This is a genomic window from Acidaminobacter sp. QWL-03 (assembly GCF_058683855.1).
In genome coordinates, this window is sequence record NZ_CM178752.1 from 1,428,724 (window position 1) to 1,451,214 (window position 22,491).

Annotated in this window: 11 protein-coding genes, 7 tRNA genes and 3 rRNA genes; 2 read left to right on the forward strand and 19 right to left on the reverse strand. The window is 50.1% G+C overall.

The genetic code is table 11. The features are described 5' to 3' along the window. Window positions 1–17 precede the first annotated feature (17 nt). The 12 genes from AC4PHM_RS06545 to argB form a co-directional block, all read right to left on the reverse strand. Window positions 18–94, reverse strand: a tRNA-Asp gene (locus AC4PHM_RS06545). Window positions 95–174: 80 nt separating this feature from the next. Beyond that, window positions 175–250: transfer RNA gene (locus tag AC4PHM_RS06550), tRNA-Val, on the reverse strand. Window positions 251–255: 5 nt separating this feature from the next. After that, window positions 256–330 (reverse strand) — tRNA-Glu (locus tag AC4PHM_RS06555). 10 nt (window positions 331–340) lie between these two features. Then, window positions 341–416, reverse strand: a tRNA-Met gene (locus AC4PHM_RS06560). Between the two features lie 130 nt (window positions 417–546). Further along, window positions 547–635: transfer RNA gene (locus AC4PHM_RS06565), tRNA-Leu, on the reverse strand. Between the two features lie 6 nt (window positions 636–641). Then, window positions 642–716, reverse strand: a tRNA-Asn gene (locus AC4PHM_RS06570). Window positions 717–810: 94 nt separating this feature from the next. Beyond that, window positions 811–927, reverse strand: a 5S ribosomal RNA gene (gene rrf, locus AC4PHM_RS06575). 118 nt (window positions 928–1,045) lie between these two features. Continuing rightward, window positions 1,046–3,968: ribosomal RNA gene (locus AC4PHM_RS06580) — 23S ribosomal RNA — on the reverse strand. A gap of 132 nt (window positions 3,969–4,100) precedes the next feature. Then, window positions 4,101–4,176, reverse strand: a tRNA-Ala gene (locus tag AC4PHM_RS06585). A gap of 182 nt (window positions 4,177–4,358) precedes the next feature. Beyond that, window positions 4,359–5,890, reverse strand: a 16S ribosomal RNA gene (locus tag AC4PHM_RS06590). The 16S, 23S and 5S rRNA genes sit together here with 7 tRNA genes alongside, the layout of an rRNA operon. 344 nt (window positions 5,891–6,234) lie before the next feature. Beyond that, the gene (locus AC4PHM_RS06595) at window positions 6,235–7,473 is read right to left on the reverse strand and encodes an aspartate aminotransferase family protein (RefSeq protein WP_492020095.1); all 1,239 of its coding nucleotides are present in this window, start codon (window positions 7,471–7,473) and stop codon (window positions 6,235–6,237) included. Window positions 7,474–7,542: 69 nt separating this feature from the next. Next, window positions 7,543–8,388 (reverse strand): acetylglutamate kinase, encoded by an 846-nt coding sequence (gene argB, locus AC4PHM_RS06600; protein ID WP_492020096.1) that lies wholly within the window; start codon window positions 8,386–8,388, stop codon window positions 7,543–7,545. Window positions 8,389–8,972: 584 nt separating this feature from the next. Between argB and argC the strand changes: the two genes are divergently transcribed. Together argC and argJ are read left to right on the forward strand one after the other, a co-directional pair. Then, complete coding sequence (argC, locus tag AC4PHM_RS06605; RefSeq protein ID WP_492020097.1) at window positions 8,973–10,031, forward strand: N-acetyl-gamma-glutamyl-phosphate reductase; 1,059 nt, start codon at window positions 8,973–8,975, stop codon at window positions 10,029–10,031. Between the two features lie 73 nt (window positions 10,032–10,104). Beyond that, window positions 10,105–11,322 (forward strand): bifunctional glutamate N-acetyltransferase/amino-acid acetyltransferase ArgJ, encoded by a 1,218-nt coding sequence (gene argJ / locus AC4PHM_RS06610; RefSeq protein ID WP_492020098.1) that lies wholly within the window; start codon window positions 10,105–10,107, stop codon window positions 11,320–11,322. An 88-nt stretch (window positions 11,323–11,410) separates the two neighbouring features. Here argJ and AC4PHM_RS06615 read toward each other — a convergent pair whose 3' ends face one another. The 7 genes from AC4PHM_RS06615 to iorA form a co-directional block, all read right to left on the reverse strand. Continuing rightward, complete coding sequence (locus tag AC4PHM_RS06615; RefSeq protein WP_492020099.1) at window positions 11,411–11,989, reverse strand: hypothetical protein; 579 nt, start codon at window positions 11,987–11,989, stop codon at window positions 11,411–11,413. A 311-nt stretch (window positions 11,990–12,300) separates the two neighbouring features. Beyond that, window positions 12,301–15,570 carry a carbamoyl-phosphate synthase large subunit gene (gene carB / locus AC4PHM_RS06620; RefSeq protein ID WP_492020100.1) on the reverse strand — a complete coding sequence of 1,090 codons (3,270 nt, stop codon included), beginning with the start codon at window positions 15,568–15,570 and terminating at the stop codon, window positions 12,301–12,303. Continuing rightward, window positions 15,567–16,643 carry a glutamine-hydrolyzing carbamoyl-phosphate synthase small subunit gene (carA, locus tag AC4PHM_RS06625; RefSeq protein ID WP_492020101.1) on the reverse strand — a complete coding sequence of 359 codons (1,077 nt, stop codon included), beginning with the start codon at window positions 16,641–16,643 and terminating at the stop codon, window positions 15,567–15,569. The genes carB and carA overlap by 4 nt, the downstream gene beginning before the upstream one ends. A 357-nt stretch (window positions 16,644–17,000) precedes the next feature. Next, window positions 17,001–18,374, reverse strand: a complete 1,374-nt coding sequence (gene argH / locus AC4PHM_RS06630) for an argininosuccinate lyase (RefSeq protein ID WP_492020102.1) — start codon at window positions 18,372–18,374, stop codon at window positions 17,001–17,003. Beyond that, window positions 18,371–19,624 carry an argininosuccinate synthase gene (locus AC4PHM_RS06635; protein WP_492020103.1) on the reverse strand — a complete coding sequence of 418 codons (1,254 nt, stop codon included), beginning with the start codon at window positions 19,622–19,624 and terminating at the stop codon, window positions 18,371–18,373. The genes argH and AC4PHM_RS06635 overlap by 4 nt, the downstream gene beginning before the upstream one ends. 449 nt (window positions 19,625–20,073) lie before the next feature. Further along, on the reverse strand, window positions 20,074–20,655 hold the full coding sequence (locus tag AC4PHM_RS06640) for an indolepyruvate oxidoreductase subunit beta (RefSeq protein WP_492020104.1): 582 nt from the start codon (window positions 20,653–20,655) through the stop codon (window positions 20,074–20,076). A gap of 2 nt (window positions 20,656–20,657) precedes the next feature. Continuing rightward, the gene (iorA, locus tag AC4PHM_RS06645; RefSeq protein WP_492020105.1) at window positions 20,658–22,433 is read right to left on the reverse strand and encodes an indolepyruvate ferredoxin oxidoreductase subunit alpha; all 1,776 of its coding nucleotides are present in this window, start codon (window positions 22,431–22,433) and stop codon (window positions 20,658–20,660) included. Window positions 22,434–22,491 lie beyond the last annotated feature (58 nt).

Consider the following 22,491-nt stretch of genomic DNA (forward strand, 5'->3'; position numbering starts at 1 on the left):
ATGTTTGAAATTGTAATTGGCGACCTGGAAGGGACTCGAACCCTCGACCTCTAGCGTGACAGGCTAGCGTTCTAACCGACTGAACTACCAGGCCGTGGTTTCTTACGGCTTCCTTTTACTTCGCGTTTGAGGTGACGCTAAGTAATCTTTCCACCCTTACTACTTGAAAGTAGTTGGTGGGAGCTACAGGGATCGAACCTGTGACCTCTTGCTTGTAAGGCAAATGCTCTCCCAGCTGAGCTAAGCTCCCGTGATTGGTGACCCCTAGGGGAATCGAACCCCTGTTACCGCCGTGAAAGGGCGGTGTCTTGACCGCTTGACCAAGGGGCCGAGAATTTAATGGTTGCGGAGACAGGATTCGAACCTGCGACCTCCGGGTTATGAGCCCGACGAGCTTCCATCTGCTCCACTCCGCGACGAGTGTGGTACGTTGTTTTACTTGCAAATTTTAAGCTGCAAATATAGATGTAGTTTCTTTTCCCTTCGGGAAAAGACCGTTTTTTTTGCTCAGCGGCTAGTGCCCCGCATTCGCATAAAAAAACTAACTGGTGCCGGAGACCGGAATCGAACCGGTACGGTCTTTGAGGACCGCAGGATTTTAAGTCCTGTGCGTCTGCCAGTTCCGCCACTCCGGCAAGAAATGGCTCCAAGGGTGGGGCTCGAACCCACAACCTACCGGTTAACAGCCGGTTGCTCCACCATTGAGCTACCTTGGAACGTGAGTTACCAGAAGTAACGTTTTAGCGTTTCTAGCTGTAAATCCTGGAGTTTCTGATTGAAGACCGAAGTCTTCAATCAGATTCACCATTTACCCGGCGACGACTTACTCTCCCAGGGGGCTGCCCCCCAAGTACCATCAGCGATGAAAGGCTTAACTTCTGTGTTCGAGATGGGAACAGGTGTGGCCCTTTCTCTATAGTCACCGGATCGTTAGCTTCAAGAGTTGGCAAACTTGCCTTGCGCTCTGATCTAACCAAGTCTGAAAGTATGATTCATACCTTCAAAACCGCATACGGAAGATTACTCTAATATCGATTTGTAAACCTTGATCAAGCCCTCGACCTATTAGTATCTGTCAGCTGAAAGCGTTACCGCTCTTACACCTCAGACCTATCAACCTGTTAGTCTATCAGGGGTCTTACTTCTTTCGAATGGGAAATCTCATCTTGAGGGGGGCTTCGCGCTTAGATGCCTTCAGCGCTTATCCCTGCCGCACATAGCTACTCGGCCGTGCTCCTGGCGGAACAACCGATACACCAGCGGTGCGTCCATCCCGGTCCTCTCGTACTAAGGACAGCGCCTCTCAAATTTCCTGCGCCCACAGCGGATAGGGACCGAACTGTCTCACGACGTTCTGAACCCAGCTCGCGTGCCTCTTTAATGGGCGAACAGCCCAACCCTTGGGACCTACTTCAGCCCCAGGATGAGACGAGCCGACATCGAGGTGCCAAACCTCCCCGTCGATGTGGACTCTTGGGGGAGATAAGCCTGTTATCCCCGGGGTAGCTTTTATCCGTTGAGCGACGGCCCTTCCATTCGGTACCGCCGGATCACTAAGTCCTACTTTCGTACTTGCTCGACTTGTCTGTCTCGCAATCAAGCTCCCTTTTGCCTTTGCACTCTTCGCGCGATTTCCAACCGCACTGAGGGAACCTTTGAGCGCCTCCGTTACATTTTGGGAGGCGACCGCCCCAGTCAAACTGCCCACCTGGCAGTGTCCCCAAGCCGGATCACGGCTTCGGGTTAGAACAGCGATATTGAAAGGGTGGTATCCCAACGTCGACTCCGCACAGACTGGCGTCCATGCCTCTTAGTCTCCCACCTATCCTGTACATCCAATACCAATGTTCAGTGCCAAGCTACAGTAAAGCTCCACGGGGTCTTTCCGTCCTGCTGCGGGTAATGGGCATCTTTACCCATACTACAATTTCACCGAGTCCATTGTTGAGACAGTGCCCAAATCGTTACGCCTTTCGTGCGGGTCGGAACTTACCCGACAAGGAATTTCGCTACCTTAGGACCGTTATAGTTACGGCCGCCGTTTACTGGGGCTTCAATTCAGTGCTTCGATCGCTCTGACACTTCCTCTTAACCTTCCAGCACCGGGCAGGCGTCAGCCCCTATACATCATCTTTCGATTTAGCAGAGACCTGTGTTTTTGTTAAACAGTCGCTTGGGCCTGTTTTCTGCGGCCCCAGTCGGCTTTGACACCGTCTGGGGCACCCCTTCTCCCGAAGTTACGGGGTTATTTTGCCGAGTTCCTTAACAATGGTTCTCTCGCTCGCCTTAGTATTCTCTACTCATCTACCTGTGTCGGATTGCGGTACAGGCGCCTTATAACTCGATAGAAGCTTTTCTTGTCAGTCTGAAATCAGCAGCTTCGTTACTTAGTTTCACTCCCCATCAAGCGTCATCCTTATACAGGGGGATTTGCCTCCCCGTACAGACTTCGCCCTTGGACGCACTCTTCCAACCGTGCGCTCTGCCTATCCTCCTGCGTCACTCCATCTCTCAAACGCTATTTGGCGGTACAGGACTCTTCACCTGTTGTCCATCGCCTACGACTTTCGTCCTCAGCTTAGGTCCTGACTTACCCTGGGCGGACGAACCTTCCCCAGGAAACCTTAGATTTTCGGCGGGCAGGATTCTCACCTGCCTCTCGCTACTCATGCCAACATTCTCTCTTGTGTAATGTCCAGCACGCCTTTCGGTATACCTTCTGCCCTTACACAATGCTCCCCTACCCCTGATGCATAGCATCAAGCCGTAGCTTCGGTAGCAGGTTTTAGCCCCGGACATTTTCGGCGCAGAACCACTCGACTAGTGAGCTATTACGCACTCTTTAAATGTATGGCTGCTTCTAAGCCAACATCCTAGTTGTCTGTGCAATTCCACATCCTTTTCCACTTAACCTGCATTTTGGGACCTTAGCTGACGGTCTGGGCTGTTTCCCTTTCGACCATGAATCTTATCACACATGGTCTGACTCCTAAAGTTAAGATCACGGCATTCGGAGTTTGATAAGCTTCGGTAGCCGGTGAAAGCCCCTAGGCCATTCAGTGCTCTACCTCCGTGTCTCATTCTTTAAGGCTAGCCCTAAAGCTATTTCGGGGAGAACCAGCTATCTCCGAGTTCGATTGGAATTTCTCCGCTATCCACAAGTCATCCCAGCCTTTTTCAACAGACATGGGTTCGAGCCTCCACAAAATTTTACTTTTGCTTCACTCTGCTCATGGATAGGTCACCCGGTTTCGGGTCTACGTCACACAACTTTCGCCCTATTCAGACTCGCTTTCGCTTCGGCTCCGTACCTTAAGCACTTAACCTTGCTGCGTAACGTAACTCGTTGGCCCGTTCTACAAAAAGTACGTGGTCGCGCATCTTCAGGCGCTTCCACTGCTTGTAAACATAGGGTTTCAGGTTCTATTTCACTCCCCTCCCGGGGTTCTTTTCACCTTTCCCTCACGGTACTATGCGCTATCGGTCACCAGATCGTATTTAGCCTTGGGAGATGGTCCTCCCTGCTTCCCACAGGATTTCACGTGTCCCGTGGTACTCTGGATCGAGCTCTTTCAGTCTTCACCTTTCGTCTACGGGGCTATCACCCTCTACGGCAGCGCTTTCCAGCACTCTTTGACTAGGTTACCTCTTACTCTATGGCTCGTCCGCAACCCCGACGCCCGTAGGCCTCGGTTTGGGCTGTTTCCCTTTCGCTCGCCGCTACTCAGAAAATCGATACTTTCTTTCTCTTCCTTCGGGTACTTAGATGTTTCAGTTCCCCGAGTCTCCCTTCCGCACACTATGTATTCATGTACGGATATCTGCCCACTACGGCAGATGGGTTTCCCCATTCGGACATCTGCGGATCAAGGTTTGCTTGCAACTCCCCGCAGCTTTTCGCAGCTTACCACGTCCTTCATCGGCGTCTGGTGCCAAGGCATCCACCCTATGCTCTTTATTGCTTGATCATATGACGATCTCTCGTCATGGGTTTATCCTCGATATTTCTTCGTTTTCTTCCATATGCAGTTTTCAAGGTGCGATCTCGAACAGCTACAAAAGTAGTCGTTCAACTTTAAGTTTTTCCTTATAAAAGGAAATGGTGGAGGATAAGAGGATCGAACTCTTGACCCCCTGCGTGCAAGGCAGGTGCTCTCCCAGCTGAGCTAATCCCCCACAAATCGCAAAAGTTATCGCTTCGATCGTGGCCTTACGGCGCTCTCAGCGCGAACTTTTGTCTGTTGATGATGCAAAGTTACCAATGTAACCTTACGCCAACAACTCAATATGATGTTTTTAAGAAATTGACTTTCATCAATCCCTCAAAACTAAACAGTGTACCCCAATTTTCTCCTTAGAAAGGAGGTGATCCAGCCGCACCTTCCGATACGGCTACCTTGTTACGACTTCACCCCAGTCATTGGTTTTACCTTCGACAGCTTCCTCCTTGCGGTTGGATCACTGGCTTCGGGTCCCCCCAACTTCCATGGTGTGACGGGCGGTGTGTACAAGACCCGGGAACGCATTCACCACGGCATGCTGATCCGCGATTACTAGCAACTCCAACTTCATGCAGGCGAGTTTCAGCCTGCAATCCGAACTGGGACCGGCTTTAAAAGATTTGCTTCACCTCGCGGTTTCGCTTCTCGTTGTACCGGCCATTGTAGCACGTGTGTAGCCCAGATCATAAGGGGCATGATGATTTGACGTCATCCCCACCTTCCTCCGGTTTGTCACCGGCAGTCCCTCTAGAGTGCCCACCATAATGTGCTGGCAACTAAAGGCAAGGGTTGCGCTCGTTGCGGGACTTAACCCAACATCTCACGACACGAGCTGACGACAACCATGCACCACCTGTCTCCTCTGTCCCGAAAGACCTGCGCTGCTAAGCGCCATTCAGAGGGATGTCAAGACCTGGTAAGGTTCTTCGCGTTGCTTCGAATTAAACCACATGCTCCGCTGCTTGTGCGGGTCCCCGTCAATTCCTTTGAGTTTCAGTCTTGCGACCGTACTCCCCAGGCGGAATACTTAATGCGTTAGCTGCGGCACCGGGCTTTGACCCCCGACACCTAGTATTCATCGTTTACAGCGTGGACTACCAGGGTATCTAATCCTGTTTGCTCCCCACGCTTTCGTGCCTCAGCGTCAGTTACAGTCCAGAAAGCCGCCTTCGCCACGGGTGTTCCTCCTAATATCTACGCATTTCACCGCTACACTAGGAATTCCGCTTTCCTCTCCTGCACTCAAGCTGACCAGTTCCAAAGGCTTACAATAGTTAAGCTATTGCCTTTCACCCCTGGCTTGATCAGCCGCCTACGCACCCTTTACGCCCAGTGATTCCGGATAACGCTTGCCCCCTACGTATTACCGCGGCTGCTGGCACGTAGTTAGCCGGGGCTTCCTCCTAAGGTACCGTCACTTCTTCTTCCCTTAGGACAGAGTTTTACGACCCGAAGGCCTTCTTCACTCACGCGGCGTTGCTGCATCAGGCTTGCGCCCATTGTGCAATATTCCCCACTGCTGCCTCCCGTAGGAGTCTGGACCGTGTCTCAGTTCCAGTGTGGCCGTTCACCCTCTCAGGTCGGCTACTGATCGTCGCCTTGGTGAGCCGTTACCTCACCAACTAGCTAATCAGACGCGAGCCCATCCTGTACCGCTTGTGGCTTTGCCCATTGGACCATGCGGTCCTTTGGGGTTATGGGGTATTAATCACCGTTTCCAGTGGCTATCCCCCTGTACAGGGCAGGTTGCTCACGCGTTACTCACCCGTCCGCCGCTTTCATAATCTTCCCTTTGGCCGAAGCCTCCAGTCCAACTAATCACGCTCGACTTGCATGTGTTAGGCACGCCGCCAGCGTTCATCCTGAGCCAGGATCAAACTCTTAATCATAATCCTTAAACTGCAGTTGTAACACTGACTTCCGTTATTTCCATAATCAGAAATCACTTTGCCGGTTCCAAGCTGAACCGACTTTTTATTTCAGAATTTTGGGTTGTACACTGTTTAGTTTTCAAGGATCGAATGGAGGTCACTTTTGAACCATTTTTGCGATTCAATATCTCAAGTGACTTCTTCAGTTTATCATCGCGTTTTTGTCAAGTCAAGTCATTTTAAATCTTTTCTCGTTCGCGACGACTTCTCCATATTACCCAAGAAACCAAGCTGTGTCAACCCTTTGAAAGAAGTTCCAATTTTCAGATTTTTGTTTTGGACACCTTGTATTTTATGTTAACCTACTTTGCATTCTTTTCTTCCTTTAATGATTCTAGAATTACAGCCAGTTTTTCAAAAAACTGATCGATCTCTTCATCCGTCACATTGAGTGGCGGAAGGACACGAATCACGTTTTCGCCTGCCGGGATCAGCAATAATTTATTTTCAAATGCCACGGTGTTGAATGATTTACAGTCGATCCCAAGCTCGACACCAATCAAAAGTCCCTTGCCTTTGACGGATTTGATGATGTGACCATCGGCTAAAGCACTAAGTTTTTGAGAAATCTTTTCTGATTTATCCTGAACATTAGCGAGAAAAGCCGGGGAGGAAATAAGTTCGACGCCTTTAAGCGCGACTGCCGTTGCCAATGGGTTGCCGCCAAAAGTGGAGCCATGATCGCCCGCGACCAGAACGCTGGCTTTTTTAGATGCGACAAAGGCGCCAATTGGGAAGCCGCAGCCAAGTCCCTTTGCGAGGCAGACGACATCCGGCTTGACACTGGTGGATTGGAATGCATAAAAGGTCCCCAAGCGGCCAATGCCAGTCTGGACTTCATCAAAGATTAAAAGAACGTCGAGCTCGTCGCATTTGGCTCTCAGGGCTTTGAGGTAGTCGTCGGAAATTGAGTTGACGCCGCCTTCACCTTGAATTGGCTCGACGAGGATTCCGCAGTAGCTGCTGTCCAGAGCTTTTAATGCCTCAATGTCGTTTGCCGGAAATTCGTAGACTTCTGGAATCAGTGGTTTAAAAGGCGCCTGGTACTTTTCCTGTCCTGTGACGGAGAGCGCGCCCATGGTGCGTCCATGGAAACTATGGGATAAATGAGCCAATTTGACGGCGCCGCGCTTCTTGCCATATTTTCTGGCGAGCTTAATGGCACCTTCCAGCGCTTCTGTACCACTGTTGCAGAAAAAGACATCTTGGAGGACACCTTCAGATAAATCAATGAGGGTCTTTGCAAGCTTCAGCTGGGGTTCATTCCAGTATAGATTGCTGATATGCATCAGCTTAGCAGCTTGTTCTGAGATGACTTTCGCAATTTCAGTATTCCCGTGGCCAAGGGCATTGACAGCGACACCGCTGACGAAATCCAAATAGGCTTCGCCTTTAGTGTCCCAGATCATGGCGCCTTTGCCGTGGTCAAAGATCACATCAAATCTTCCATAAGTCGGCATGACGGCTGCTTTGTACGGGTCACCGGCAGGGATGGAAGCAGCAGTTTCTTTTATACTCTCATCAACTTTTACATTTTCCATGGTGGTACTCCTTTCACTCACTTGGATTATTGGGGTTATGGGATTGGATCCTGGATACTCGGACATTTGTTAACGTTCGATCATAGTCCCTATGCCGCTGTCTGAAAACACTTCAACCAAAAGACTGTGCGGTGTCGAGCCATTGAGCAGATGCACGGAATGAACGCCGCTTTCAATAGCATTGACGGCGCAAGTCAGCTTCGGAATCATGCCGCCCTTGACGGTCTTCAGAATTTCTTTTGCTTCCTCCAAATTCAGCTTGCTGACAAAGCTTGCGGGATCCGGAAAATTTTTATAGACACCGTTGACATCTGTCATCAGAATCAACTTCTCCGCGCCAACTGCTGTAGCAACAGCTGAAGCGACATCATCCGCGTTCAGGTTGAAAGTCTTCCCATCCTTGTCATGGCCGATAGGCGAAATAATGGGCGTATACCCACCGGACATCAGCAGATTAATCAATGTAGGATCTACAGTGGCGACTTCACCGACGTGTCCAATGTCACCATCTACAATATGCTTCTTGGTGGCCTCGAGCCAGCCGCCATCTTTGCCGCTGATGCCGACCGCTTTAATCCCGCCGTTATTTAATAGAAGTGTCAGCTCGGTATTGATTCTCCCGGTCAGGACCATTTCAACTTCTGTAATTGCGGCGTCGCCAGTCACCCTATATCCACCGACAAATTCGGTTTCAATCCCCATTTTGTCCAGCCTTGCGCTGATCTCTTTTCCACCACCGTGAACCAGGACAATTTTCATTCCGACCAGGCTTAAAAGCACTATATCCTGAAGGATGGCGCGTCTGCCCTCAGGCGAATCAGCGAGGCTTCCGCCAAGTTTGATCACAACGGTTTTATCCCGAAACCTCTGTATGTACGGGATTGATTCAATTAGTGCAGATACAAATGCAGACATTGTATGACCTCCTATTCGATCACAAGAATTGTAAGAAAGTAAATATATTATACACAACGATGCATATTATTTCAATTTTTTCTTGATGGTTTCTTTCTATTTTATGCATTCAATTTTATAAAATGTCGGTTGGGGTATTTCTCATCATCGATTATGGGAGCTTACTCTCAGGAAATTTAAAAAAGATCCACGCCAAATTCGGACAATTTAGATAGTTGAGGTTTTTGTACAGGCGCTAGTACGCATTTATTTGCATTTTTTAGAAGGAATTGCCCCTGATGGCCATTCAGAACAGGATTGTGCGCGTTTGAATCCCTGCATCTAATCTATTGTAACATTTTTTCTGAATTGTTTATGAATTGTTTCTTCTGTATTTCATATTTTGGGGTATCTATGGGAACAACTCATACTTTTAATGCTATTCTACCTGATAATATGAATTCTCTCGTTTGCATCAGCATGCCATTCGACGGTCTAAATGACGTGCGACTACCTGTCTTGAGACAGAATTAATCTTCATATTATTGAATTGTTTTAATTTTTTGTGTATAATTATCCTCACTACTTTTTATGGAGGTTTTAATATGAATGTATGTGTTGTAGGCGCATCTGGATACGCTGGTCAGCAGCTGGTCGCGCTTCTTATGAATCATCCACAGGTTGGGAAGGTTTTTTTGATGGCTTCTTCGACTGCTGGTGTGCGTTATTCAGATTTGAATCCAGCATTTAAAGGCCGGATGGAAGAGCTTCTGCTGCCGGCCACCGATCTGCTGATTCCTGGTTTTGTGAAGGAGAACGACATTGGTGCTGTGTTCCTCGCGTTGCCGCACGGAGCCTCAATGCCTTATGCGCAGTTTCTGATTGAGAATGAGCCTGAGGTGGGCATCATTGACCTGGGTGCTGATTTTAGAATTCACGATGTCGAAGTTTATAAGAAATGGTATGGCGATCACACATGTCCGCAGTATCTGGACCGCTTCGTCTATGGACTGCCTGAGGTTCATCGCGATCAAATTGTGGGTTGCAGGACCATCGGCAATCCTGGCTGTTATCCGACTTCTATTCTTTTGGCACTGATCCCTGCACTGAAAGCCGGCGTCGTCGAGACGGATCGAATTGTCGCAGATTCAAAATCCGGGATGAGCGGCGCAGGAAAGACCGCTGCGATCTCTTCCCTGTTCACAGAGGTCGCGGAAACGGTGCGGCCGTATAAAACCGGCAAGCATCGCCATACGGCTGAAATTGCACAGGAAATGTCCCAGGCAGCCGGCGAAGCGGTTGGGCTGCTGTTCGCACCTTCAATTGTGCCTATGAGCCGCGGGATTCAGTCTACGGTCTATGCAGCAATCAAGCCTGAAAAGCTCGAGTGGGCCAAGTCGTCAATTTTGAACTATTATAAAGAATTCTATAAAGATGCGCCATTTGTCAGAGTTCTGGATGAGCAGCCAGAGACCCGCAACGTGAGAGGCAGCAATTACTGTGATGTTTGGGTGACAATTGATGAGGATACGTCGACATTGGTCGCTATGGGCGTCATAGACAATCTGGTAAAAGGGGCCAGCGGTCAGGCGGTCCACAATTTCAATCTGATGTTTGGATTTGAGGAAACAGCGGGCATTAATATGCTGCCGCTCTACCCATAAGACATTTATGCTTATGAATTGATCTCACTTGCTTCGAAAATCCATTAACCTGAATTTAGGAGGTTCACAATTTATGAATGATCAACTATTGGAAAATGTTTCAGTCCCGGGATTTAAAGCCTGTGCCCTCTACTGCGGCATTAAAAAACAGAACAAAGACTTGACTGTCATCACCTGTGAAAAAGGGGCCGTGGCAGCAGCGGTGTTCACGACGAATCTTTCAAAAGCCGCGCCAGTCATTGTCTCCCAGGAAAACCTGAAGCACCCGCTGGTGCATGCCGTCGTCATTAACAGCGGAAACGCCAACGCTTGTAATGGAGAACGGGGCTTAAGCGACGCAAAGCGCACGGTTGTTAAAGCCGGTGAGCTTCTCGGAGTTTCTCCCGCCTCTGTACTGGTCTCTTCCACCGGGATTATTGGTGTGCCGCTTCCGGTAGAAAAGATCGAAGCAGGACTTGAGAAAGCTATGCCGCTGCTGAAAGCAGACGGTCTTGCAGAAGCGGCTCAAGGCATTATGACAACAGATACCTTCAGAAAGTTAGCTGCGCAGTCGGTAACACTTCCCGAGTCCGGTGTGACCGTCCAAATTGTTGGATTTTCCAAGGGCAGTGGCATGATTCACCCAAATATGGCGACTATGCTTGGTTTCACTTTGACAGACGCGAATATTGAAAAGGACGTGTTCCAGAAGCTTCAGCAGGAGTCAACAGATATAACCTTCAACATGATTTCTGTAGACGGCGACACCTCGACCAATGACATGTCACTGGCGCTTAGCTCCTGCGAAGCAGGCAATCCTGCGCTTCAACCCGGAACCAAGGATTATGAGGCTTTTAGAGAAGCTTTCATTAATGTTCAAAAAACTTTGGCCAAGCTGATCGCCAAAGATGGCGAAGGCGCTACAAAGTTAATTCAAGTAAAAATTAATGGTGCCAGAACGGAAAAGGACGCGCGTTTGCTCGCTCGAAGCGTCACGACGTCATCACTGGTTAAAGCGGCTATCTTTGGACGCGACGCGAACTGGGGCCGAGTCCTCTGTGCCATGGGGTATTCCGGCGGCATATTCAACCCGGACATTGTAGACCTTTATTTCGAAAGTGAATTTGGAAGCATTAAGCTTATGGAGAAGGGCGCGGGACTGATTTTTGACGAAGAAAAGGCACTAAAGATCCTCGAATCCAGCACCATAGATATTGTGGCTCAGCTTGGAGAGGGCTCTGCGTCAGCAGAAGCCTGGGGCTGTGACCTGACCTATGAGTATGTGAAGATCAACGGAGAGTACAGATCCTAAATACTGAAAAGAAGTCCCAACCGCTATGAGTGATCGCGGTTGGGACTTCTTTTGTCTGTTTGGTTTTATGGATTTAGCTGAGCAACTCTTAATTGGCAGGTATTACAGCGTTGAAGCCTTGTCCCATCATGCCTCGTCCCAAGCCTTGGCCCATCATGCCGCCGCGCATCATGCCGCCACGACCGCCATTTCCAGGTCCATAGCCTTGGCCAAGACCGGCAGCATCGCCGTTTGCTTGTCCGAGACCTTGTCCGCCATTGACTCTGCCTTGACCAAGACCAAAGCGCTCGCCGTTATTAAGCTGAGTTCTCATAGCATAGGCTTGAGTACCGTCGCAGACATGGTTTTCTATAAAGTCTTTCATTGCTTCTGCACGTTCAGCGTTTAGTGTACCATTGGCAACCAGGGCGTCAATTCTGGCAATTTTAGCCTCCTTAATTTTGGCGACAAATTCATCGAATCGATCAGCGGCCTCAGCTTGCTCACTTAGCGATTCGCCAGCTTTCAATTTGTCGATAATATCACTTGGATCTTGATCAAGAAGCTCAGCCAAAATTTCCACATTGCTTTGATATTTAACCGCAGGCTGTGCAACATCCGCAAAGACGGCAATTGAACCGAGCGCAAGAACGAGAATCAGCGATAGAGACAATAAGATTTTTTTCATTTTCATTTCCTCCTTATTCAAGTTCGACCTGTAGATTGACTTAGTCGTCTTGTTTCTATGGTCTAACTATACCTCTCAATTTTAAAGAGAATATGAAGATGGGCTACTTATTTCGAAATTTGCGTTTTTATTGGGTTTGCTTTCAGGCGGAAGCGGAGGGGGGCAATAGGCCACCGTCTGCAGACAACTTGTTCTACCCCAGAATGAAACTCGGGGTTGATAGGCGTTAGCCGCTGACACCTGGTTTCTTCCACAAAAGACAAACACACGCAGGGAGGCCCCGCCTTCCCTGCGTGTGTTTGTCTTCTTTCTTATGAATACGCCATAAAAACGTCCACGCTCTGATCGTCAATTCCCTTCTCGAGGAGGGACACCACTGCGAAGAAAGTATCAAAGGCGGTCAGGCACATGACTTTATTTTCTACCGCGCGTCGACGCATGCGGAAGCCTCGCTTATGTTTAACTTTGCCGACTGTTGGAAGAATGACGCTGAAAGAAATCTTATCCCGTGTCAGCCAGGTTAAAGCTTCCTCTTCTATGCCGGCGTCAATGACTTTTGCCTGAGGAAATGCTTCCCGAATGGCTTTGGCAGTACCTGAGGTGGCTACGATTTCATAGCCAAGGTCGACGAGTTTTCCAGCCAAAGGAAGAGATACTACCTTGAAGGCATCCGCGATCGACAGAAACACTCTCTCAACTACCAGCGAGCCACCCGCCGTTTCAGGAACACCCATCTGCGCATTTCGCTTCGCCCCCTTGGCACTGAGTCCCCTGAGCGTACCGCTGGCAGCGATAAAGCCTTTGTAAAGCGCGTGCTCCAGCTTGGCATCCATACAGAGGACCTCGCCCGTAGATTTCATCTCAGGGCCGAGCGCAGAATCCGCAGCAGGAATTTTCTCCATGGAGAAGACAGGATGCTTTACTGCATAAATCTCGCGCTCCGGGTAAAGTCCTGTAGGGTACTCCATGCTGTTGACGGTCTCACCCAGCATGCAGCGGGTGGAGAGCTCTATCATAGGCACACCGGTAACTTTGCTCAGGAATGGTACTGTACGGGACGCTCGTGGATTGACCTCGATCACATAGAGCTTGTCCTTTTCGACAATAAACTGGATATTCAGCAAGCCGACAATTTTAAGGGCCTGTGCAATTTTGCGTGTCGTCACTATGATTTGACCCTTCATCTTGCTGCTGATGCTCGGGGCCGGATAGATGGAGATACTGTCGCCGCTGTGTACGCCGGCCCGCTCCAAATGCTCCATAATGCCCGGAATGATGACGTTTTCGCCGTCAGATATTGCGTCGACCTCAACCTCGAGTCCGTTGATATACTGGTCGATCAGCACGGTGCTCTTGGGCTCGCGTTCGAAAGCGCCAAACAGATAGCGCTCCAGCGCTTCGTCATCATAGACGATTTCCATGCCAAGTCCGCCAATGACATAGCTCGGTCGAACCAGAAGCGGGAAGCCAAGGCCTTTTGCCTGCAGCAACCCATCGGCGACACTGGAAACGCCATAGCCAAGAGGGCTCGGAATGCCTTCTTCGATCAGAATCTGGTTGAAGCACTCGCGGTCCTCAGCGTTGTGAACGGCTTCAAAGGAGGTGCCCAGGATTGGAATCCCCGCCTCTGAGATAAACCGGGCCAGTTTTATGGCAGTCTGGCCGCCGTACTGCAGAATGACGCCCACCGGCTTCTCCTTGTCGACGATGCTCAGGATATCCTCTTCAGTGATTGGCTCAAAGTACAGCTTGTCTGAGAGGTCAAAATCCGTGCTGACGGTCTCCGGGTTGTTGTTGACAATGATCGCCTCATAGCCCAGATTCTTCAGTGCCAGAACGCCATGGACCGAGCAGTAGTCGAATTCCACACCCTGACCAATCCGGATCGGGCCGGAACCTATGACAATGACTTTCTTTCGGTCGCTGACCTCAACCTCGTCCTCGCCGCCATACATGGAATAATAGTAAGGGGACGTTGCCTCGAACTCGCTGGCGCAGGTATCGACCATTTTATAGGAAGGCATGATGTTGTAAACTTTTCTAAGATCATAGATTTTATCCGCGGAAGTGTCCTTCATGAGGCGGCTGATGCCTTTGTCCGCAAAACCGTAGCGCTTCAGATCCATCAGGAGCTCAGAATCGAGCACGTTGATCTTCTGGTCTCGAATGCGCTCCTCCAGGTTGACTATACGCTGGACTTTGCTGAGGAAGAACGGATCAATGCCGGTCATGCCTTTCAACGCGTCCACAGTCGTACCCCGGCGCATGAGCTCCGTGATGAAGAACAGCCTCATATCGTCCCCGTTGATGACACGGTCGACCAGCGCTTCCGTGCTCATAGTGTCCGCAATGGGAAATTTGAGGTTATACAGGTTGATCTCAAGGGAGCGCACTGCCTTTAGCAGCGCCGCTTCGAAGCTGCCGGCTATTGCCATGACCTCTCCGGTAGCCATCATCATGGTCCCAAGAATTTTGTCAGCCTCTTTGAACTTGTCAAAAGGCCACTTTGGGATCTTGACGACTACATAGTCCAGAGTCGGCTCAAAGCACGCTTTTGTCTTGCCCGTTATGTCATTGACGATTTCATCCAGGTCATAGCCCAGAGCAATGCGTGTCGCCACCTTTGCTATAGGATAACCCGTCGCCTTGGACGCCAGCGCAGAGGAGCGGCTGACCCGCGGATTGACCTCAATGACATAGTACCGGTCGCTCTCCGGATCCAGCGCCAGCTGAACGTTGCAGCCGCCGCGAATCTCCAGTGCATTGACAATATCTATGGACGCCCTGCGCAGCATTTGATACTCAAGGTCATTCAGCGTCTGGGACGGCGCTATGACAATGCTGTCCCCCGTATGAACGCCCACCGGATCAAAGTTCTCCATGTTGCAGACCGCAATGACGTTGCCGCTGTTGTCACGGATCATCTCGTACTCGATTTCTTTCCATCCTTTGATGGACTTTTCCACCAAAACCTGTCCGGCAATGCTGAAATCAATGCCGCGACGGGCGATTTCCCGCACCTCAGCCTCAGTATTCGCAATCCCGCCGCCTGTGCCGCCCAGTGTAAACGCCGGCCGGATAATGACCGGCAGCCCGATTTGATAAGCCTGGGTCACCGCAGATTCTACATCCTCCGCAATATAGCTCTCTATGCAAGGCTGGCCAATCGCTTCCATGGCCGCTCTGAAATCTTCCCGGTCCTCCGAGGTCTCAATGGACTCAAGGGAGGTACCAATAACCTGAACTTTATACTTCTCAAGGACGCCGCGCTTCCACAGCTCCATGGAGAGGTTGAGGGCCGTCTGGCCGCCCATGCCGGCAATCATGGCCTCCGGGCGTTCTTTCTCAATGACTTTCTCCAGGAACTCCGGGGTCATAGGCTCCATGTAGACATGGTCCGCCACGGTAGGGTCCGTCATGATGGTCGCCGGATTCGAGTTGACGAGCACGACCTCGACGCCCTCTTCCTTCAGCACTTTGCAGGCCTGGGTGCCCGAGTAGTCGAATTCAGCGCCTTGTCCAATAATGATTGGTCCGGAACCAATGACGAGGACCTTCTTAAAATTATGCTTTTTCATCATTTGGCCTCCTTCATCATGGTCACAAACTGGTCGAACAGAAGGTCAGAATCCCGCGGTCCAGGTGACGCCTCCGGGTGATACTGCACGCTGAAGATGGGAAGATGTCGGTGCCTCATGCCCTCGACGCTGCCGTCATTGACATTTATGTGTGTAATTTCAATCTGAGTCATATCCAGTGACTCCGGAACCGTGACGTAGCCGTGGTTTTGAGCGGTAATCACAATATGGTTGTGAATCAGGTCCTTAACCGGGTGATTGCCGCCCCTATGGCCGTAGACAAGCTTTTCTGTCGTGCCGCCAAAGGCGTGGGTCAGGATTTGGTGTCCAAGACAAATGCCAAAGACCGGTTTTTTGCCGATGATGTCTTTAACGACTGCCACGATTTCACTGAGTTCAGATGGATCCCCAGGCCCATTGGACAGCAGCACGCCATCCGGATTGCATGCCAGCACTTCTTCTGCTGTGGTTCTCGCCGGGAAAACATGAAGCTCTACCCCGCGCGCCACCAGCGACTTCAGGATCCCGCGCTTCACTCCAAAATCCATAACTGACGCTTTTAATCCGCAAGGCTCTTTAGGCGTAATCACGTACGGTTTTTTGGTGGAGACTTCATCTACATAGCCTTTGACATCATAGCGATTCAACTCTTGTTTGGTTTCATCAAGGTTGTCCAGGTCTGCGACGATCATCCCCGGCACGGTCCCCTGGCTGCGAAGCTTCCTCGTCAGCGCTCTGGTGTCAATGCCCGAAATTCCAATAATGCCATGACGTGTCATATACGCGTCCAGGCTTTCGTTGCCTCTCCAGTGGGAGTAGTCGTCCACTTTTTCCCGAACGACAAGTCCCCTGACCATAGGCTTCTCAGACTGCTCATCATCCGGATGCACACCGTAGTTGCCAATCAGCGGGTAGGTCATGACGACGACCTGTCCAAAATAGGAAGGATCGGTCAGTACTTCCTGATAACCGGTCATGCTGGTATTGAAAACTACTTCTCCTACACGCGAAAAAAGAGCCCCAAAGAGCTCACCTTCATACTGACTTCCGTCCTTTAAGACCAGAAATCCCTTCATGATGCCACCTCTCCTCAATGTATATTTCCATTAATTGTCAGACACATTTCCGACGAGGCAGATGTATGGTATCGATCGATTTTGTATGGACCCGCTCCCGGCGGGACAGAATCTCCGTTCCACTTGGCCCGCTCTCAGTCAGGCCAGATCTGCGCTGCAATTTCGTAGTCCATGGCTTCATGGAGTTTTTAGAACCGAGCTTGCCGATGGTGACGCTGCGTCACACGCAACCGCCATGGCAAGCCGGTTCCTTATTACTTGTTTAGTAATGCTCAAATCTTCGATATTGTAACCCAAATAGATGTGTTTGTCTATAGGAATCCCAAAATTACTCGATTTTAAGTATTACAAAACCCTTTAGGCTTCGAGGTACTCTGCAGCCAGCTTCAACATATGCTGCACGCTGGCGAGGGAGGTGGAGCCATAGGACTTCTTGTTCTCCACACACCGCTCAATATCTATGGCGTCATAAATATCCGTACCTATGAGATCAGACACTGCTTGCATCTCTTCCAGGGAGAGCGCTTCGAGAATTTTTTTCTCTTTTATTGCATAAGCTACCAGTTTGCCCGAAACCTCGTGGGCATCTCTGAACGGCATGCCTTTCTTGACCAGATAATCCGCAAGGTCAGTCGCGTTCAGGAAGCCTGCCTTGCATTGGTTGAGCATAGGCTCTGGTTTAAAAGCAGTGTGGCGGAGCATGTCAGCAAAGACCTTCAGGCACAGTTTAACCGTGTCCCCCGCGTCGAAAACAGGTTCCTTGTCCTCCTGCATGTCCTTATTATAAGCCATCGGCAAGCCTTTCATGACTGTGAGGAGGGACATGAGATCCCCGTAGACTCTGCCGGTCTTGCCGCGGATCAGCTCGGCGGCGTCTGGATTCTTCTTTTGGGGCATGATACTGCTGCCTGTGGCGTAGGCGTCACCAATTTCAATGAAACCAAATTCGCCGGAGCTCCAGATGACAAACTCTTCCGCAAGTCGGCTGAGGTGCATCATGGTGATGGAACAGGCGCTCAGGAATTCTACGGCGAAATCCCGGTCTGCCACACTGTCCATAGCGTTTTCCGATGGTCCCGAGAAGCCCAGGTCCGCTGCCGTCATAAAACGGTCGCTCTCGTAGCTGGTGCCTGCGAGGGCGCCGCTGCCGATTGGCGAAAGATCCATCCGGTCAAAGGCATCCTCGAAACGGGAGACATCCCGCTTCAGCATCTCAAAATAGGCCATGAGGTGATACGCCAGCCGCACGGGCTGCGCTTTCTGCAAATGGGTGTAACCAGGCATAATCACGTGTGTATTGGCGGCAGCGTGTTCCAGCAGAACACTCATCAATTCTCTGATGAGACTTTCAATAGTGCGGCATTCCCGGCGAACATATAACCGAAAATCCAGGGCGACTTGATCGTTCCTGGATCTTGCAGTGTGTATTTTTTTGCCGAGATCGCCGAGTTTTTCCGTCAGCTGCTTTTCAACCGCCATGTGAAGATCTTCGTCTTCAATTTTGAACTGGAAAGAACCGAGCTCTATTTCCGCTTCAATTTCCTTCAGAGCGAGGACGAGCTTTTTAAGCTCATCCTCGGTCAGAATGCCCATTTTCGCGAGCATCTTGGCATGAGCCAGGCTGCCTGCGAGATCTTCCTTGTACATTCTATGGTCAAACTGAATGGAATTGTTGAAGAGGTCCATCAATTGGCTGGTTCCGGACTCGAATCGACCTGACCATAGCTTCATACGAACTTGATTTCTCCTTTGTCTTCGTGTTCCAACTTGCCTGCTTCTTCAGCCTCGAGGCGCTTGATTGCCCCAATTTTCAGAGACAGCGTGAAGAGGTTTATGAAGCCCTCTGCATCCTGCTGGTTGTAAACGTCATCAGCGCCAAAGGTGACATAGCGCTCATCATAGAGGGTAAAGTCAGACTTGGAAGCGACGACCATGCAGTTGCCCTTGAAGAGCTTGAGCTTCACTTCGCCGGTGACAACTTTCTGAGTTTCGTTGATGAAGGCGTCAAGAGCCAGCTTCAGTGGTGAATAGAGGAGTCCGTCATAGACGAGCTCGGAGTATCTTGCTGCGACTGTGCGTTTGAAGCTCATGGTCGCGCGGTCGAGGACCAGCTTCTCCATGGCTTTGTGCGCCTGGTAAAGGACTGTGCCGGCAGGGGTTTCATAAACGCCGCGGGATTTCATGCCGACAAGTCGGTTTTCAACGATGTCGATGATGCCGACGCCATTAGCGCCAGCGATTTCATTCAGCTCCAAGACGAGATCCAGCGCGCCTTTTTTAACGCCATTGAGGGAAACCGGAACACCTTCTTCGAAGCCGACTGTGACATAAGTCGGAACGTCCGGCGCCTTCTCAGGCTGAACAGTAAGCTTGTAGATGGATGGGTCGTGTTCGTTCCAAGGATTCTCCAGGTTGCCGCCCTCGTGGCTGAGGTGCCAGACGTTTTCGTCTCTGGAATAGATGTCTTTTTTGGTAACCGGAATTGGAATGCCGTGCTCGATGGCGTAGTCGATGCAGTCTTCACGGGACTTGAGGTTCCAGAAACGCCATGGCGCAATGATTTTAAGTCTAGGATTGAGTGCCTTGATACCTGCTTCAAAACGCACCTGGTCGTTGCCCTTGCCAGTCGCGCCGTGAGCGATGGCCACCGCGCCTTCGAGCTCAGCGACTTCAACGAGTTTTTTAGCGATCAGCGGTCGTGCGTAAGCGGTACCCATGAGATAATCTTCTTCATAGATCGCGCCTGATTTAATGCCCTGGAACAGATAGTCCTGAACAAACTCTTCCTTGACGTCGACAACATAAGCTTTGATAGCGCCCGTTTCCATAGCCTTTTTCTTGACAGCTTCAAAATCGTCTTTCTGACCGACGTCAACGCAAACTGCGATAACCTCCATATCATAAGTCTCTTTGAGCCAAGTGAGGATAACGGAAGTATCCAAACCTCCGGAATACGCGAGTACAACTTTATCTTTATTCATTATTATGCTCCCTTCTGCATATATATTGATTGAATTATAACATTTTTTTGGGTATAATCAACCACTTTTCACGAAATTTATATAATTTTTTTGAACAAAATATAAAATTCCTCAGAGCTGCCTATTCGCAACACAAGTCATACGACCGATTCCTTTGTATAGCCGATTAAACACTTCGAAAAGTTTGCCCTTTTGAACAAATCACTCTAGAAAAACAGGAAGAATTCAGAGATTGTATACATGTATATCAAACTGCATATTTGCTGTATATATACACCCGTATGCAAACTCGGTGTCAGACACCCAGTTTCGAGACAGGAAGAAGGTGTCAGACACCTTCTTCCACCGAGTGGTGACCCAAACTTGGTGTCTGACACCGAGCTTCTTGCAATATAAAAGGACGTACAGAAGGTAATCCCCACCCCTTCTGTGCGTCCTTTCATTTAATGCTAGCCTTTGACCTGATCCATGCCCGCCTTCAGGGCTTTCAGGTTGATCTCGACAAACTGTGGCTTCACAGTATCGCGAATGACCGTCTCCCAATCAAGACCTTCAAGACCCATGGCTTTAATGAGCGTCCCCACCAGAACCACGTTCATGGTTCTAGGATTGCCAAGCTCTGCCGCGATTTCGCCCGCCTTGATGACGACCGTCTCAGCGCGCTCCCGGATCGCCTCCAAAATGCCCTCTGGATAATCTGCCGAGCCCATCAGAATAGGCGCAGACCATAATTCGTGATCATTGACGACAACTTTTCCCTTTGGATTTATATAATCCAACCAGCGCATCGCCTCCATGCTTTCAAAGGATACCAGCAAATCCGCCTGTCCTTTGCCGATGATTGGTGAATACACCTTCTCGCCATAACGCACCTGCGTGGTCACGCTGCCTCCACGCTGAGCCATGCCATGGACTTCAGACATTTTTACGTCATAGCCGGCATTGATTAAGCCCGCAGCCAGGATCTTGCTCGCCAGAATAATCCCCTGACCGCCAACGCCTGCAAATAAAATGTTTTTGATCTCAGCCATGATTATTCACCCGCCTTCTTGATTGCTTTGAATGGACAGACCTGCAGACAGACTTCACAGCCTACACAGGCATTTGGGTCAATATAAGACTTCTTCTTGGTCTTGTCGAAGACTATGGCAGGGCAGCCAGTTTTATTGCACAGACGGCAACCGCGGCATTCCTCTTCAACGACATAGCAGACCGGCTTCTTCTCACCAAATTCTTTGATGTCTTCCGGCGAGAACTTTTTGAGGACGCATGGCCATCTCGTTATGATGACAGACGGTCCCTCGTATGCCAAGGCAGCGTCCAGTGCTTTTGTGACCGCGTCCAGATCCAGCGGATTAACATTGATCACCAGCTCAACGCCGAGAGCGCGAACGACTTTATCAATTTCGATTTCCTTAACTTTTTGACCGGTCAGCGTATAGCCTGTTCCCGGATTTTCCTGGTGGCCCGTCATGCCCGTAATGCGGTTGTCCAGAATGACATTGACCGTATTGCCGCGGTTATAGACGACATCGATCAATGAGGTAATGCCTGAGTGGAAAAACGTGGAGTCCCCAATGACAGAAACCACTTTCATCCCTTTTCCGGCTTTGTCAAGTACACGCTGAGCGCCATGGCCCATAGAGATCGACGCGCCCATGTCAATAACCGTATCCGTTGTATTAAGCGGCTCTGAGGCACCTAAAGTGTAACAGCCAATATCACCGGTGACCATGACGTTTTTCTTCTTTTTAAGCGCGTAGAAGAAACCGCGGTGAGGACAACCGGCGCACAGTGTAGGCGGTCTTCCCACAAGCTTATCCTGAGGAATGTCCAGCAGCGGACGTACTTCACCAAGAAGTGATTTTGCAATGATGTCCGGATTCAGTTCGCCGACATTTGGAATCAATGCTTTTCCGATACATTCAATGCCGGCAGCTTTGATCTGCTCCTCCATGAATGGCTCCAGCTCTTCAACGACATAAAGCGTCTCGACTTGCGACGCAAAGTCGCGGATCTTATCCATAGGCAGCGGATTTGTAAAGCCCAGCTTCAGATATGACGCGTTATCGCCAAAGACTTCTTTGGCGTATTGATAAGCAACTCCCGAAGTGACAATGCCCACCTTCTTGTCTGCCCACTCAATGCGGTTCAGCGGCGTTTCATTGCTGAATTTCTCCATCTCGACCAGTTTTGCTTCTACAACCGGGTGGAGCTTTTTCGCATGTGCTGGCGCTGCGATGTATTTCTCAGGACGTTTAACATAGGGAATCAGGTCTTTCTCGACGCGCTCTCCGACTTCCACCAAGCTCTTGGAGTGGCAGACCCGTGTTGTCATGCGCATCATGACCGCGACGTCAAATTGTTCGCTGATCTCATAAGCCGCTTTCATGTAATCCAGACACTCCTGTGAATCGCTTGGCTCAATGCAGGCGATCTTCGCGAACTTCGCAAGAATACGGTTGTCCTGCTCATTCTGTGAGCTGTGGCATCCCGGATCATCCGCAGATATTAGAACGAGACCCCCCGTCACACCGGTGTAGGAAATGGTCATCAGCGGATCCGCAGCGACGTTGACGCCGACGTGCTTCATAGCGGCGAGAGCTCTGCCGCCCGCAATGGAAGCGCCGAGTACCGCTTCCAGCGCCACTTTTTCGTTAGGTGCCCACTCAGAAATAATCTCTGGATACTGCGCGGTGTTTTCCAGAATTTCAGTACTCGGTGTTCCCGGATACGCCGAGGCGTAAACTACGCCCGCTTCAAAAGCACCGCGCGCCACTGCCTCATTTCCTGTCATAAAGGTCTTCAAATCATGGTCACTCCTGTCTCTTATGTATTTGACTATGCATGTCCACTGTCTTTATTTC

What these genes read in the sequence shown, in the direction of transcription:
- AC4PHM_RS06635 (WP_492020103.1), bottom strand. Translation starts at nt 19,624, where the DNA reads ATGAATAAAGATAAAGTTGTACTCGCGTATTCCGGAGGTTTGGATACT.
- AC4PHM_RS06640 (WP_492020104.1), bottom strand. Translation starts at nt 20,655, where the DNA reads ATGGCTGAGATCAAAAACATTTTATTTGCAGGCGTTGGCGGTCAGGGG.
- argH (WP_492020102.1), bottom strand. Translation starts at nt 18,374, where the DNA reads ATGAAGCTATGGTCAGGTCGATTCGAGTCCGGAACCAGCCAATTGATG.
- argB (WP_492020096.1), bottom strand. Translation starts at nt 8,388, where the DNA reads ATGTCTGCATTTGTATCTGCACTAATTGAATCAATCCCGTACATACAG.
- argC (WP_492020097.1), top strand. Translation starts at nt 8,973, where the DNA reads ATGAATGTATGTGTTGTAGGCGCATCTGGATACGCTGGTCAGCAGCTG.
- argJ (WP_492020098.1), top strand. Translation starts at nt 10,105, where the DNA reads ATGAATGATCAACTATTGGAAAATGTTTCAGTCCCGGGATTTAAAGCC.
- carB (WP_492020100.1), bottom strand. Translation starts at nt 15,570, where the DNA reads ATGATGAAAAAGCATAATTTTAAGAAGGTCCTCGTCATTGGTTCCGGA.
- AC4PHM_RS06615 (WP_492020099.1), bottom strand. Translation starts at nt 11,989, where the DNA reads ATGAAAAAAATCTTATTGTCTCTATCGCTGATTCTCGTTCTTGCGCTC.
- AC4PHM_RS06595 (WP_492020095.1), bottom strand. Translation starts at nt 7,473, where the DNA reads ATGGAAAATGTAAAAGTTGATGAGAGTATAAAAGAAACTGCTGCTTCC.
- carA (WP_492020101.1), bottom strand. Translation starts at nt 16,643, where the DNA reads ATGAAGGGATTTCTGGTCTTAAAGGACGGAAGTCAGTATGAAGGTGAG.